This is a genomic window from Gordonia sp. BP-119 (assembly GCF_016924115.1).
GTDB lineage: Bacteria > Actinomycetota > Actinomycetes > Mycobacteriales > Mycobacteriaceae > Gordonia > Gordonia hongkongensis.
Map to the genome: position 1 here is coordinate 24,565 of NZ_JAFFZF010000043.1, position 13,634 is coordinate 38,198.

A 13,634-nucleotide genomic window follows, 5' to 3' on the forward strand; every position below is an offset into this window, starting at 1 on the left:
CCGGGGGTCGCGGACCAGCCGCGACCGCTATCCAAGTTCGGTGATCTTCGCGATGTCGCCGGGCTCCTTGAGCGCCAGCGCGGGGGTGCCCTTGAGCTCGCGCTTCGCGATGCCCACCAGCGTCCCCGCCGGGGGAAGTTCCACCAGGGCGTGGGCCGAGTGGTCGCGCAGGTACGCCGAGCACAGATCCCAGCGGACCGGCCTGGTCACCTGTCCCACCAGCTTGGCGAGCGCGTCGGCTCCGTTCGTCACCGGCTGTCCGTCGGAGTTCGACAGCAGGGTCCGGGTGGGATCGGCGGGGGTGATGCGGGCGGCGGCAGCGGCGACCGCGTCCTGCGCCGGGGCCATGAAGTGCGTGTGGAACGCGCCGGCGACCGCGAGCTTGCGGATCCGGGCCTTCTCCGGCGGCGAGGCGATGAGCTCGTCGATCTGCGCGACGGCGCCGGCGGCGACGATCTGCCCGGCGGCGTTGCGGTTGGCGGGGACCAGATCGAGTTCGTCGAGGCGTGCGAGGACGGCCGCCTCGTCGCCCCCGAGGACCGCGGCCATGGTCGTGGGCTGCAGGGCACACGCCTTCGCCATCTCCGAGCCGCGCAGCGCGGCCAGCGTGACGGCCTCGTCGGCCGAGATGACACCGGTGATCGCGGCGGCGGCGAGTTCGCCGACCGAGTGGCCGGCGACCACGGCGTCGGCGGGCAGTTCACCGTGCTTGCGCACCTCGTCGTAGGCCAGCAGTGCGGCGACGACGACGAGTGGCTGGGTCACGGCGGTGTCGGTGATCTCCTCCGCCGTGGCGGTGGTGCCGAGGCGTTCGAGGTCCAGACGGGTCTGTTTGGACCAGGTGGCGATCTGGTCACGCGCGCCCGGCAATTCGAGCCACGGCGTGAGCATGCCGGGTGTCTGAGAACCCTGTCCGGGAGCAAGCATCGAAAGCACGTGACCAGAGAACACCCTTTACCCGCGGGATGTGGGTGTGGAGAAGCATGAAGCTTGTCGCGGGCTTTTGTGGGGTTCCCACAAAGGAGACCTAGAGATCACCTGGTTCGTCACCAGTCTGAGATTTGTTACCGAACTGTGTTCTTAAAGCTCCTATCAGCGGAAACGGTGAATCGGACATGAAACCCGTGTGACTCATGTGGCAGATGATGGCGATTTGTGCCGGAAGTGTGTCAGTCGACCCACCGTCGACGCGACCCTCAGAACGTAGGCGTCGCGCGGGTTAGTTGGGTCACGTCCTGTGATTTCCGAAATTTTCTTCAGTCGGTAGCGAACCGTATTTGGATGGATGTACAGAATTCGGGCGCAGGACTCGACCGAGCCGCCGGAGTCGAGGTAGGCCTCGAGAGTGGTGGTCAGCGTCGCACCGCCCTCGGCGAGCGGCTGGACGAGGGATTCGATCAAAGCGGTCATCGCTGACTCATCGCCATTGAGCGCGCGCTCGGGTAGCAGTTCGAGACTGTGGACCGGCCGCGGTGCGCTCGGCCAGCCGGCCACCGCCTCGATCCCGGCCATCGCCTCGGTGGCACTCGAGTGCGCGCTGCCGAGGTTCGGCATGGTCGGACCGATCACCACCGGACCGTCGGCGAAGTGGGAGAGCAGTGCGCCGACGAACTTCTCGGTCGGACGGGCGGGACCGCTCACGATGGCCACCAGCACCGAACCCTGCACCACCGACAGGGCCGACCGGTCGAAGGACTTGGCCGTGTTGTGGATCGCCAGTGGCACCGACACGTTCTGTTCCGGCGGCGGCGTCCCGACTATCACGGTGGCCGGGGCATCCGAGTCCCAATTGAGCGCCGCTGCGCGAGAGAGCAATTGCGGCCCGGTGTCGCCGCGGACCACCGCGTCGACGACGAGGGCCTCGAGCCGGGAGTCCCACGCCCCGCGCGATTCCGCGGCCGAGGCGTAGATCGCCGCCGCGGCGAAACCGATCTCGCGTCCGTAGCGCAGCACCGACTCGGTCAGCGCACGGAGCTGGGCATCGTTGCGGGCGAGGAGCGGCAGCCACTTCTCGAAGAACTCCATGGCCACGCGGACCATTTCGACGGTCTGCAGCAGCGTGATGCGGCGGGCGAGATCCTGCGGGACCACCTGGAAGGCCTGGACCGTGAACTTCACGTTGCCCTCGGGGTCCTGGATCCACTCGACGAAGTTGACCACCGCGGTCTGCACGACGAGTTGCACACTCGCGCGTTGCGCGGCGTCGAGGTCGGAGAAATAGGGCAGCTGGTCCTGCATCGAATGGACCGCCTCGGTGGCGAGTCGGCCGCTGTACTGCTTGACCCGCCGGAGAAGAGTGTCCGGCAGCGCGTCGTGCACGGTGGCGGGGGCCGGTACGTGCGCGCCCCGCTCACCGAACACGTCAGCCGGTGGCTGCTTCCTGTTCACGCGCGCATCGGACACGACCTCAATCTAGCCCCTCGGCCGGGGTGGGTTCCCCGGCCGAGGGCGAGTGGAGGCCGTGTCCGTCGGCGCGACCGGTCAGGCGACTCCCGGATCGCTGGTCTGCTCGGGTGCGGCCGAGACGTCGTCGATCTGGTACTTGTCGGCGGCCTGCTTGGCCACCGACATCTCGATGTTGCCGTCCCGGGCGAGCGCGACGAGCACCGCGACGACGATGGACTCAGCGTCGACGTTGAAGAACCGTCGCGCCGCCGGGCGCGTGTCGGAGAACCCGAACCCGTCCGTCCCCAGCGTGAGGTAGGTGCCCGGGAGGTATGCCCGGATCTGCTCCTGCACTCCGCGCATGTAGTCGCTGACACCGACGAACGGGCCGGCGGCGTCGGCGAGCAGCTTGGTCAGGTACGCCGGTGCCGGCTCGGCGGCCGGATCACGCAGTACCTCGCGGTCGGCGCGGATCCCGTCCCGGGCGAGCTCGCTCCACGACGTGACCGAGTAGACGTCGGCGCCGACGTTCCATTCCTCCGCGAGCATGTCGGCGGCGCGCAGTGCGTCGGGCATGGTCACACCGGACACGAGGATGTTGGCCGGGTGTTCCTTGCCCTCCGGCGCCTTCTGGAACCGGTACGCACCCTTGACGATGCCGGTCGGGTCGAGTCCCTCAGGTTTCGCCGGCTGACTGATCGGCTCGTTGTAGACGGTCAGGTAGTAGAAGACGTTCTCCGGGTCCTCGCCGAACATGCGCTCCATACCGCTCTCGACGATGTGGCCGAGTTCGTAGGCGAAGGCCGGATCGTAGGAGACGACGGCGGGGTTGGTCGCGGCGAGCAGCGGCGAATGCCCGTCGGCGTGCTGCAGGCCCTCGCCGGTCAGCGTGGTGCGGCCCGCGGTCGCGCCGATGATGAAACCGCGCGCCATCTGGTCGGCGGCGGCCCAGAAGCTGTCACCGGTGCGCTGGAAGCCGAACATCGAATAGAAGATGTACAGCGGGATCATCGGCTCGTCGTGGGTCGAGTACGACGTGCCGACCGCGGCGAAGCTGGCTGCCGACCCGGCCTCGTTGATGCCCTCGTGCAGGATCTGACCCTCCGGGCTCTCCTTGTAGGCGAGCATCAGTTCGGCGTCGACCGAGGTGTAGAGCTGTCCGTTGCGGTTGTAGATCTTGAGGGTCGGGAACCAGGAGTCCATACCGAAGGTCCGCGCCTCGTCCGGGATGATCGGCACGATCCGCTTGCCGACCTCCTTGTCGCGCAACAGATCCTTGAAGACGCGCACGAGCGCCATGGTGGTCGCGACCTGCTGCTTGCCCGAGCCCTTCGCGGTGGCCTTCAGTGCCGAACTCATGTCGGCCTTCAGCACCTTCGCCTTGGTGCGGCGGCTCGGCAGGAAGCCGCCGAGGGTCTTGCGCCGGTCGAGCATGTACTGCAGCTCCGGCGAGTCCTTGCCGGGGTGGTAGTACGGCGGCAGGTACGGGTCCTTCTCGAGCTGCTCGTCGGAGATCGGGATGCGAGTGCTGTCGCGGAAGGCCTTCAGGTCGTCGAGCGTCAGCTTCTTCATCTGGTGCGTCGCGTTGCGGCCCTCGAAGTGCTTGCCGAGCGTATAGCCCTTGATGGTGTGGGCCAGGATGACCGTCGGCTGTCCCTTGTGGGTCATCGCCGCGGCGTAGGCGGCGTGGATCTTGCGGTAGTCGTGGCCGCCGCGCTTGAGGTTCCAGATGTCGGCGTCGGAGAGGTCCTTGACGAGTTCCTTCGTGCGCGGGTCGCGGTTGAAGAAGTGCTCGCGGACGAACGCGCCGTCGTTGGCCTTGTAGGTCTGGAAGTCGCCGTCGGGGGTGGTGTTCATCAGGTTGACCAGCGCGCCGTCACGGTCGGCGTGCAGCAACGAGTCCCACTCGCGGCCCCAGATGACCTTGATGACGTTCCAGCCCGCACCGCGGAAGAACGACTCGAGCTCCTGGATGATCTTGCCGTTGCCGCGCACGGGGCCGTCGAGACGCTGCAGGTTGCAGTTGATGACGAAGGTCAGGTTGTCGAGGCCCTCGGTGGCCGCGAAGCTGGCGAAACCGCGCGATTCCGGCTCGTCCATCTCGCCGTCGCCGAGGAAGGCCCACACGTGCTGGTCGGAGGTGTCCTTGATGCCTCGGTCGTGCAGGTAGTGGTTGAACCGCGCCTGGTAGACGGCATTCATGGGGCCGATGCCCATCGACACCGTCGGGAACTCCCAGAAGTCCGGCATCAGTCGCGGGTGCGGGTACGACGGCAGACCGCCGCCCTCGCCGGCGTGGCTGTGCTCCTGCCGGAACCCGTCCATGCGGGCCTCGTCGATGCGGCCCTCGAGGTAGGCGCGGGCATAGATGCCCGGGGAGGCGTGGCCCTGGATGAAGATGTGGTCGCCGCCGCCGGAATGGTCCTTGCCGCGGAAGAAGTGGTTGAAGCCGACCTCGTACAGCGACGCCGACGAGGCGTAGGTGGAGATGTGGCCGCCCACGCCGACGCCCGGGCGCTGTGCGCGGTGCACCATGATCGCGGCGTTCCACCGGATCATCTGGCGGAATCGGCGTTCGACGTCCTCGTCACCGGGGAACCAGGGTTCGGCCTCGGTGGGGATGGTGTTGACGTAGTCGGTGGAGGTGAGCGCGGGGATCGACACCCGCTTCTCGCCGGCGCGTTCGAGCAGACGCAACATCAGGTACCGGGCGCGACCAGGGCCCGCGGCGTCGAGGAGGGCGTCGAACGAGTCGAGCCACTCGTCGGTCTCGTCGGGGTCGATGTCTGGCAGATAGGACGCGACTCCTTCACGGATGACCCGGACTCGTTGTCCGGCGGCACGTCCGTTCGAGCTGGGGCCGGTGTTCCCGGCGGCGCTCGGCGAGACGTCCTGTGTCGCTTGGTCCATCTGGTTGGTCACGGTGATGCCTACTCCCTCTGACAGGCCGAACTCGGGGTGGTGGTCCGACCGCATGGCGTCGGCACCGCACTCCGATGTGGTGCGGCGCCTACCCTCATCGTGCCCCATGTGGGGTGGCTTGGCACCGGGTGGATCCGTGTCGCGTGTCCCGATCGGCGTGATGCGGTAGCGTCCAGAAACGGTTACTGACCAGTAGGGGGAGTGGATGCCGGATCGAGGAGGCGCGGCCGACGGGCGGCGCCGGGGTCGTGCCGTCCGGTCGGCGACCGCGGCCACGATCGCACTCGGCGCGGCCCTGTCGGGGGCGTGCGCGTCGACCGTCGATGGCGCGGGGGCGCCGGCGCCCGGCGAGGTGGCGGTGTACCGCTCCGAACTGTCCGCCTCGGCGGCCGCGGAGGTGCGTGCCGAGGGTGTCGAGCTCTGCCGCGAGTCGATGGCGTCGATGGTCGTGATGGTCCGCGGGTTCAACGCCTTCGTCGCCCGGCTGAACGCGGCGCAGACCTACGCCGGGGTAGGGGATCTCGACGAGAAGGCACGTGCCAGTCTCATCGCCGGTGCCGACGGGATCCGCCCCAAGATCACCGAGACGTCGCCGGCGGCCGTCTCCACGCCGGCGCGGGCGTTCCTCGCGTCGACCGCGCGCCTCGAGAACGCGATCAGTCGCGAACTGCGTGCCGGCCTGAACCCGGTGTCGAGCGAGTGGTCTCGCACCAAACAGCGCCTGCTCGATGTGTGCGGTACCTACACGCCGCTCCCGGCCACGTCCTCGGCCACACCTCGACCGTCGGTTCCCGCCACGACGTCGGCCGAGCGACCCGGGGGTTGACGCCGCCGTCCGCCTCGCGCCGCTGGGTACGGTTTGTTCCGCCCCGCTGTGGGTAACGATCGGGCGGGTCGGTCACGGAACCGGTGCGAAACGCCCGAAATCCCTGACGGCGTTCGGCTTGCAATGTGAGGCTCTAGGCTGTTGCCTATGCTGACAGGCGAACGGCGTGCGGGAGCGCACGCGGATTCGCCACAGACGACGCACAGAACGATCCACGAATCTTCAGGAGGTCACGCGCGGTGGTAGCCGCCACAGACGGTAGCAACGCCCAGAAACTGGGCTTGACCGCAGGCTTGGTCGTGCAGGAACTCGGCTGGGACGAGGACACCGACGACGAACTGCGCGCTGACATCGAGGACGCGATCGACGCCGAGATGGTCGACGAGGATGCCGATGACGTCGTCGACGTCGTGGTCCTCTGGTGGCGCGACGGCGACGGCGACCTCGTCGACGCCCTCATGGATGCGATCGGCCCGCTCGCCGAAGACGGTTTCGTGTGGGTGTTGTCGCCGAAGACCGGCAAGTCCGGCTACGTCGATCCGAGTGAGATCGCCGAGGCGGCCCCGACCGCGGGACTCACCCAGACGTCGGCCATCAGCCTCGGTGACTGGTCGGCGGCCCGACTGGTCCAGCCCAAGGCCCGCGCGGGCAAGAAAGCATGAGCGGTGCTCTGCCTTCTGCGCCCCTGACCGTCGGTGACCGGGCCCCGGATTTCGCCCTGCGCGACCAGAACAACCAGCTCGTGTCGCTGTCGACCCTGCGAGCCGACCGCAACGTGCTCGTCGTGTTCTTCCCGCTCGCGTTCACCGGTACCTGCCAGGGCGAGCTCGGCTACATCCGCGACCAGCAGCCCCGTTTCGACAACGACGACGTGACCACGGTGACCATCTCGGTCGGACCCTCTCCCACGCACAAGGTGTGGTCCGCCGCGCAGGGTTTCCTGTTCCCGCTGCTGTCCGACTTCTGGCCGCACGGCGACACCGCGCGCGCCTACGGGGTGTTCAACGAGGACCGCGGCTACGCGAACCGCGGGACCTTTCTCGTCGATCGGGACGGCACGATCGTCTTCGCCGACATGGTCGGTCCCGGTGAGGTGCGCGAGAACGCGGTCTGGGACAAGGCACTCGGCGTCATCGGCTGACCATCTGCTGTCGACTCGGGTCGGTACATGACGGGTCGCCTGGTGTGTCTGTGTCGCCCGTGAGTCAGTGCTGCGCGCCGTCGTGTCGCCGCGACGGGTGGCGGCGAGAGTTCCGGGTGGCATCGGGAAGAAGAAATACGGTTGCCGCACCGGGGATTCGACGGTGTGATGTGTGGGCCCGCTGACCCGGGCGCACACGAGAGGATGAACTCCATGCCGACCAAGGTGTCGCCCAAGGTGCTGAACTATGCATCGCACGTGGACGACAACACCCTGACCCAAGCGGCCGAGACCGCCCGGTTGCCGTTCGTGCACCCGCACATCGCCCTCATGCCCGACGCACACTTCGGGAAGGGCTCCGCGGTGGGCACCGTCATCCCGACGACCGGCGCGGTGATTCCCGCGGCCGTCGGCGTCGACATCGGCTGCGGCATGATCGCGGTGCAGACGCGCCTGCGCGCCGCGGACATCGACGGAATGGACCTCGGGCGACTGCGGAGGACGATCGAGGACGCGATCCCGCTGTCGCCCGGCAACTACAACCGCGGTGTGGACCGGTTCGAGTTCACCCGGCCACGCATTGATGCCCTCGCCGAACAGGCGACGAAAGACGGTGTCGACCTGTCACATTCGCCGAAGTGGCGGGAGCAGCTGGGCTCGCTCGGCGGTGGCAACCACTTCATCGAGCTGTGCCTCGACGAGGGCGACGTGGTGTGGCTGTTCCTGCACTCGGGTTCGCGGGGCGTCGGCAACAAGATCGCGCAGAAGCACATCAAGATCGCTCAGCGGTTGTGCCGCCAGTGGTGGATCAAGCTGCCGAACGCCGACCTCGCATACCTGCCGCAGGGGACCCCGGAACTGACCGCCTATCTGGGGGATCTGTCCTGGGCGCAGCGGTTCGCGTTCGAGAACCGCGCCGAGATGATGGACCGCTTCGTCGAGGTGTTCGGAAAGTGGTTCGCAGACAACGCCTCCGGTGGCGTCGTCGAGGAAACGGAATCCCTGGAGGTGGACCGGATCAATTGCCACCACAACTACACCGTGCGGGAGACGCACGCGGGCCAGGACGTCTGGCTCACCCGGAAGGGTGCGATCGACGCCCATGAGGGCGTACGGGGCGTCATCCCGGGTTCGATGGGTACACGGTCGTATGTGGTGCTGGCAAGGGGAATCCCGCGGGCCTGTGCTCGGCGCCGCACGGTGCCGGCCGGCGGTTCTCTCGGAGCGAGGCGCGGAGGCGGTTCACCGCCGACGATCTCGCCGCCCGGATGGCGGGGATCGAGTACCGTCACGGCGAGCAGTGGGTCGATGAGATCCCGGATGCGTACAAGGACATCGATCAGGTCATGGCCGACGCCGTCGATCTGGTGGACATCGAGTACACCCTGCGACAGATCCTCAACGTCAAGGGGACGTGACCGACCGTTCCTGGCCGACAACAGGACGAATCCCGAAGGTGCTGGGCGCCCTCGGGATTCGCCCTGTCACCGCTGGCGGGGAGGTTCGGCTGCCGGCGGCGATGATCACTTGCCGGTCAGCTTGTCCTTGATGTTCGACGCGGCATCCTTCACGTTCTCCGCGCCGTCTTTGACGGCCGCGGAGAGCTGATCGTCCTTGCCCTCGCTCTTTAGCTGGTCGTCACCGGTCACATCGCCGGCGGCCTCCTTCGCCTTGCCGGAGAGGTCCTCGGCCTTGTTGCCGACCTTGTCGCTGAATCCCATCGTGTCTTTCCCTTCATTTCTTCTTCGGACGACCGCCCCGGACGAGGCGGTCTGTCGGTCTGTGTGGAGCCATCGGGTCGAGGTCACCTGTCGAGGTGGATCAGAGCCTGGACATGGACTCCGGACTCTCCGAGCGCGGTACGGATGGCGGCGACGGTCTCCGCGACGGGCGCGGTGACCTCGTCGAAGCTCCGATTCGGCGTCGCCGACACCTCGAGCCGGATGATGCTGCGCGACCGGTCGTCGATCGCTCTCGCGGTCACCTTCTGGAACAGCGGGTTCCCGGCCAGTTCCGTCGCTGCCGCGTCCGCGATCAGTTTCGGTGCGACGGTGAGCGCTCCGGTCTGATTGGAACCGACGAGCAGAGCGTCGTCCACTGCGCGGGGCCGTACGTTGGTGGCCAGCAACAACAGGCCCCAGCCGATCGCGATCACGGTGACGCCGGCCAATACCCAGACCCACCGGGACGCCTGCGCGGCGTCGAGAGCGGCACGCTCGTCGAGACGGTCGACCCACCCGGCCACCGGTTGGGCGTCGACCTTCCATGCCACGGCTCCGACGCCGACGATGATGAGCAGCAGCGCCACGAGTCCGACCGACAGCCGATGTGCGGTTGCGGGAAGACGATTCATCGGACGCTCCTCGGTCCTCGATCGCGCACGCGCACCACAACCCGCGGTGACGAGGCGAGATCGGCCGCCACGGCGGCGACCGTGCTGTCGATGAGGGCGCGGTCGGCGACCTGTCTCCGCACCCCGACGGTGCAGGTGACCTTCCGTCGCGTCACCACGGTGGCGGCGTCGAGTACGCCGGGCAGGTCGGACACGGCAGCGCTGCAGCGTCGGGCGACGTCTCCGGGGCGGGTCCACATCCCCTCGCCAGCGGCGAGTTCGAGGTGGGTCCGGCGACGAGGCTTGATCGCGATCCACAGCAGGACGAGGCCTACGAAGATCGACCCGATCGCGGCCGGCCACATCCAATTCTGCCACTGCAGTTCTGCGACCCACTCGGCGGCGGTGACCGACCACGGACGACCATTGAGCCAGCTCGCGTCGACGGCGATGTCGCGTACGGCTGCCGCGCCGAGAGCGAGGAGAGCGAGCCCCAACGCTGCGCCGGCGTTCGCAGCGCCCGGGAGAGCTGCAGGTGGGAAGACGTTCTGGGCGTCGGTGTTCCGTAGGGTCGCGACAGGAGCGGTACCCGATTCGGGTGCGGTCTGCGTCATCGTCGTACCCCCGTGTCGATGCTGATGGTCGGAGTGAATGCGTCGGTGTTGTCCGGGTCGTCGGGGCGCGGGTCGTTGTCGCGAATGTGGGCGTCAACGTCGTCGTATTCGGGCTCGTCGGAGACCGGCGGCAGGTCCACGTAACCCTTCTGCAGGCGCCGGATCGCCTGTCGTGACTCGAACTTGGACACCGTCACGTCGACGCGAAGCGGAACGATCCCGGCGAGTCGCTCGACCTCGGCGGCGACGTGATCGCGTGTGGTGCGGGACACCTCGGCGACCGCGCACGGCCATTCGAGGGCGAGGGACAGGGTGATCCTGGCGCCGCCCGCACGAACGGCCGCGTCGGGAAAGTTCCGCTCACCGACTCCCAGTACCGACCCGACGCCACCGCGATGGCGGACGACCCCCGGGATGTCGAGAGCCGCTCGGGCCGCGATCTTCTCGATCACGCGATCGGCGACGGTGAGCGTGCCGGGCGGCGAGTCACCCGCGGTCGGGTGAGCATCCCGGGCGGGCCCGCCGGATTCGTGCTCAGCCACGACCCCGGCTCCGCAGGAGTGCGCCCAGATCGATGGTGCCGTCCCGGTTGAGTCCCAGCACGAGTCCCGCGGCGCCGAGCACGATGGCCAGCAGGAAACCGGCCAGCCCGCCGGCGACGGCGGCCAGAGCGAGGAGCAGGCCGGCGAACAGGCCCACGATCGCGTTGTTTATTGCGCTTCACCATCTTTCGGAGTCGGCTTCGAGCTGACGCTGATGTCTGCCACGGTCACCGTGACGGGTCTCGCGGCGAGCTCCTCGGTGACATCGCGTACCCGCGCGGCAGTGCCGTGGAGGTCGTACGCTGCGTCGACGACGATGTGGACCTCGCCGTGGTCGTCGGCGAGGGACACGCCCGGGACCCGACGCCCGGGGAGATACGTGGCGATTTCCCCGAACAGGCCGTTGTGCAGGTCACGGACGCCCGGTACGGCGAGGACGGCGGTGGCGAGGCGTTCCGCCAGTGGGCCCCCGTCGCCGGTCCGCGCCGCCGGGAGGTCCGACGTCATCACTGGACCCGCGGGGTGGTGTTCGACTCCTGCTCGTCGTCGCCGAACGCGATGTCGTGCACGGTGATGTTGACCTCGGTGACCTCGAGACCCGTCATCTGCTCGATCGCCGAGACCACATTCCGTCGAATGGCCGCTGCGAGTTGATGAATCGCGACGCCGTACTCGGCCACGATCGAGACGTCCACGGCGGCCTGACGCTCGCCGACCTCGACCTCGATACCCTGGGTGGTGCTCACCGTCGTGCCCGGCAGGACGTCGCGGACCCGGCCGACCACGCGCTCGGTGGTGCCGCCCAGGTCGTGGACACCGTCGATCTCGCGTGCGGCGATCCCGGCGACCTTGGCGACCACGATGTCGGCAATGGAGGTGCGTCCCCGGTCGCCCGACGGATCACGGCGGGCGAGGGCACGGCCCGCGGCGCCGTCGGTGCGCGTGGCGTCGACGGTGGTGGCTTCGTCCTTGGTGGCGTCCTTGCTGGTGGTGGCGCTTGCGGACATGTCGAACTCCTTCGGTCGTCGTGTCTTCTTCGTAGACGGACCGTGTTCGGATGATGCGCGATCGCAAAGGCTGTTCACGATCCGTCTGTAAGGTCAGTCGGGACGGACGGGGGGAGTTGCACGCATGAATACCGGTGATTCAGCTCACAGGGAGCCGCCCGACCTAGTTGGACTCGACCTCTCCCAGCTCGGTGATGACGAACTCGCCGGCGCGGCGGCCGTCGGCGACACCGAGGCGTTCGACGTGCTCGTCCGGCGCGTGACCCCGGGTCTGCTGCGATTCATGCTGCGGATGGTCGACAGTCAGCAGACCGGCGAGGACCTCACGCAGGAGACCTTGCTCGACGCGTGGAAGGGGCTGCCCGACTTCGCTTTCCGGAGCAGCTTCCGTACCTGGATGTTCGCCATCGCGCACCGCAAGGCGGTGGACCACCACCGCCGCCGACGCGACGTCCCGTTCGACGACGAGCGGTTCGCCGAACTCGAGGCCGCCGGACCGCTGCCCTCCGACATGGCCGAACGGAGTCTGCTCATGGATGCGCTGCGCGCCGAATTGGGCAACCTCCCCGCCAATTCGCGCGCCGCGTGGTGGCTGAAGGAAGTCGAGGGGCTTACGCTCGAGGAAATCGGACAGGTGTTGCGCATCACCACGGGATCGGTGCGCGGTCATCTCCAACGGAGCCGGAAGTTCCTGTTGACCCGTTTGGCGCCGTGGAACCCTGGTAAACCGAGAATCACACCGACGGAGACCGTCGACGACGCGGAGGGAGGCGAGGTCGGTGCCTGACAAGCACGGACGCGACTTCGAGGCCACCGACGTTGCCGACGCCTGGCTCGTCGAGGCGACACAGCAGATCGCCGCCGACGAACCCATCGGTGACGTCGATCGGCTGATCACCTCGATCTCGGGCAGCCTGCAACGGATTCGGCGGCCGGCTCGGACCCTGGCGACCGACGAACTGCGCGTCAACACGAGCGACCGCGTCGTCAAACAACTCATCGCCGTGCGTACCCGCCGCGAACTCGGCCGCCTGACGGTCTTCGCGTCGGTCGACGGCACCGGTGACACCGTCGACGGTGTGCGCGTCGGCCTGATCGCTCGGTACGCCGACGACCTGACCGCGCTCTCCGACGAGGTGCGCGACATCGTCGACGACGTGCTGATCGACACCCTCGGGACCGAGAGCAGTGCTGCCGCCCGACGCAACATCTCGGTGCGCTGGCAGGACGTCTACACGCGGGAGTGGTTGAGCCGGTAGCGATTTCACGGATAGGAGTCGCGCTGGGCGCGGGTCTGAGCTACGAAATCGGGGGAGTGCGCGCAAAGGGATTCGAACCCCTGACCGCTGGTGTGTAAGACCTCTGGTCTCGGCGTTTGCAACCAAGTGACTCCAATACCCAACAAGTACCCTCAACACCGCACATAGGCAACGCGCACAACGGATTAGCCCGCCGAGACCAGTGAGAACAAGCAACACCAACAACCACCCAAACACACCCGAATAACTGGGTACTGCGGTCTCACTGCGGTCTCTGCGGTCTCCGCCGCCGTGCTGCCCCGGTCACGACTGCCGCGCGCGCCGCGCGCAAGCTCCGGGCGCCCGCGAAAATGTGGGAGCAAACCAATTCACTTGTGTCAGAGCAAGACACAACAACAACCCACACCCCACACCACCAGCGATTATCTGAGGTTGCTCAAGCTCAGGACACGAAACCGACACGCCGACAACAGAACTCACACTCGCGCGCGCGTACGCGAGGACGTATGGTCAGCCCATGACTCGACGTCACCGCGAACCGCAACCAACGGCCCTCCTGGCCGACTGGGACCCCTTCCCCCGCGACGTCCTGCCTGGCCCGCACCC

At 67.7% G+C, this 13,634-nt stretch carries 15 protein-coding genes and 1 pseudogene; 6 read left to right on the top strand and 10 right to left on the bottom strand.

What is annotated here, in order from left to right; genetic code table 11:
• Positions 1-27: 27 nt before the first annotated feature.
• The 3 genes from JW364_RS20050 to aceE form a co-directional block, all read right to left on the bottom strand.
• Entirely contained in the window at positions 28-936 is a 909-nt protein-coding gene (locus JW364_RS20050) for an ACP S-malonyltransferase (protein ID WP_137810264.1), read from the bottom strand.
• Positions 937-1,131: 195 nt separating this feature from the next.
• Positions 1,132-2,403 (bottom strand): CdaR family transcriptional regulator, encoded by a 1,272-nt coding sequence (locus JW364_RS20055; protein ID WP_068971890.1) that lies wholly within the window; start codon positions 2,401-2,403, stop codon positions 1,132-1,134.
• 78 nt (positions 2,404-2,481) lie between these two features.
• A complete protein-coding gene (gene aceE / locus JW364_RS20060; RefSeq protein ID WP_068971526.1) occupies positions 2,482-5,361 on the bottom strand; it encodes a pyruvate dehydrogenase (acetyl-transferring), homodimeric type in 2,880 nt (959 codons plus the stop codon).
• A 151-nt stretch (positions 5,362-5,512) separates the two neighbouring features.
• Here aceE and JW364_RS20065 point away from each other — a divergent pair, with 151 nt between their 5' ends.
• From JW364_RS20065 to JW364_RS20080, 4 genes and pseudogenes are all read left to right on the top strand, one after another.
• Positions 5,513-6,133, top strand: a complete 621-nt coding sequence (locus tag JW364_RS20065; protein ID WP_058252049.1) for a hypothetical protein — start codon at positions 5,513-5,515, stop codon at positions 6,131-6,133.
• Positions 6,134-6,372: 239 nt separating this feature from the next.
• On the top strand, positions 6,373-6,795 hold the full coding sequence (locus tag JW364_RS20070; RefSeq protein ID WP_058252048.1) for a DUF3052 domain-containing protein: 423 nt from the start codon (positions 6,373-6,375) through the stop codon (positions 6,793-6,795).
• Entirely contained in the window at positions 6,792-7,274 is a 483-nt protein-coding gene (locus JW364_RS20075; RefSeq protein ID WP_068971527.1) for a peroxiredoxin, read from the top strand. Before JW364_RS20070 ends, JW364_RS20075 begins: the two co-directional genes overlap by 4 nt.
• 204 nt (positions 7,275-7,478) lie before the next feature.
• A pseudogene (locus JW364_RS20080) lies at positions 7,479-8,692 on the top strand (RtcB family protein).
• A 105-nt stretch (positions 8,693-8,797) separates the two neighbouring features.
• Here JW364_RS20080 and JW364_RS20085 read toward each other — a convergent pair.
• The 7 genes from JW364_RS20085 to JW364_RS20115 form a co-directional block, all read right to left on the bottom strand.
• Entirely contained in the window at positions 8,798-8,995 is a 198-nt protein-coding gene (locus JW364_RS20085; protein WP_068971528.1) for a CsbD family protein, read from the bottom strand.
• Between the two features lie 83 nt (positions 8,996-9,078).
• Positions 9,079-9,627 carry a hypothetical protein gene (locus tag JW364_RS20090; RefSeq protein WP_068971529.1) on the bottom strand — a complete coding sequence of 183 codons (549 nt, stop codon included), beginning with the start codon at positions 9,625-9,627 and terminating at the stop codon, positions 9,079-9,081.
• On the bottom strand, positions 9,624-10,220 hold the full coding sequence (locus tag JW364_RS20095) for a DUF6286 domain-containing protein (RefSeq protein WP_068971530.1): 597 nt from the start codon (positions 10,218-10,220) through the stop codon (positions 9,624-9,626). Before JW364_RS20095 ends, JW364_RS20090 begins: the two co-directional genes overlap by 4 nt.
• Positions 10,217-10,762, bottom strand: a complete 546-nt coding sequence (locus JW364_RS20100) for an Asp23/Gls24 family envelope stress response protein (RefSeq protein WP_068971531.1) — start codon at positions 10,760-10,762, stop codon at positions 10,217-10,219. Before JW364_RS20100 ends, JW364_RS20095 begins: the two co-directional genes overlap by 4 nt.
• Positions 10,755-10,934, bottom strand: coding sequence for a DUF2273 domain-containing protein (locus tag JW364_RS20105; RefSeq protein WP_065630080.1), 180 nt, complete (start codon positions 10,932-10,934; stop codon positions 10,755-10,757). The genes JW364_RS20100 and JW364_RS20105 overlap by 8 nt, the downstream gene beginning before the upstream one ends.
• Complete coding sequence (locus JW364_RS20110; RefSeq protein WP_068971532.1) at positions 10,931-11,269, bottom strand: hypothetical protein; 339 nt, start codon at positions 11,267-11,269, stop codon at positions 10,931-10,933. The genes JW364_RS20105 and JW364_RS20110 overlap by 4 nt, the downstream gene beginning before the upstream one ends.
• Positions 11,269-11,769, bottom strand: a complete 501-nt coding sequence (locus JW364_RS20115; RefSeq protein ID WP_068971533.1) for an Asp23/Gls24 family envelope stress response protein — start codon at positions 11,767-11,769, stop codon at positions 11,269-11,271. The genes JW364_RS20110 and JW364_RS20115 overlap by 1 nt, the downstream gene beginning before the upstream one ends.
• Before the next feature lie 124 nt (positions 11,770-11,893).
• On the opposite strand from JW364_RS20115, the gene JW364_RS20120 reads away from it, so the two are divergent.
• On the top strand, positions 11,894-12,556 hold the full coding sequence (locus JW364_RS20120; RefSeq protein ID WP_068971534.1) for an RNA polymerase sigma factor: 663 nt from the start codon (positions 11,894-11,896) through the stop codon (positions 12,554-12,556).
• Complete coding sequence (locus tag JW364_RS20125; RefSeq protein WP_068971535.1) at positions 12,549-13,028, top strand: hypothetical protein; 480 nt, start codon at positions 12,549-12,551, stop codon at positions 13,026-13,028. Before JW364_RS20120 ends, JW364_RS20125 begins: the two co-directional genes overlap by 8 nt.
• The last annotated feature ends 606 nt before the right edge of the window (positions 13,029-13,634 follow it).

Bases quoted from the DNA above. Each gene is read 5' to 3' on its own strand.
- aceE (WP_068971526.1), bottom strand. From the start codon at position 5,361: ATGCGGTCGGACCACCACCCCGAGTTCGGCCTGTCAGAGGGAGTAGGC.
- JW364_RS20065 (WP_058252049.1), top strand. From the start codon at position 5,513: ATGCCGGATCGAGGAGGCGCGGCCGACGGGCGGCGCCGGGGTCGTGCC.
- JW364_RS20075 (WP_068971527.1), top strand. From the start codon at position 6,792: ATGAGCGGTGCTCTGCCTTCTGCGCCCCTGACCGTCGGTGACCGGGCC.
- JW364_RS20085 (WP_068971528.1), bottom strand. From the start codon at position 8,995: ATGGGATTCAGCGACAAGGTCGGCAACAAGGCCGAGGACCTCTCCGGC.
- JW364_RS20090 (WP_068971529.1), bottom strand. From the start codon at position 9,627: ATGAATCGTCTTCCCGCAACCGCACATCGGCTGTCGGTCGGACTCGTG.
- JW364_RS20095 (WP_068971530.1), bottom strand. From the start codon at position 10,220: ATGACGCAGACCGCACCCGAATCGGGTACCGCTCCTGTCGCGACCCTA.
- JW364_RS20110 (WP_068971532.1), bottom strand. From the start codon at position 11,269: ATGACGTCGGACCTCCCGGCGGCGCGGACCGGCGACGGGGGCCCACTG.
- JW364_RS20115 (WP_068971533.1), bottom strand. From the start codon at position 11,769: ATGTCCGCAAGCGCCACCACCAGCAAGGACGCCACCAAGGACGAAGCC.
- JW364_RS20120 (WP_068971534.1), top strand. From the start codon at position 11,894: ATGAATACCGGTGATTCAGCTCACAGGGAGCCGCCCGACCTAGTTGGA.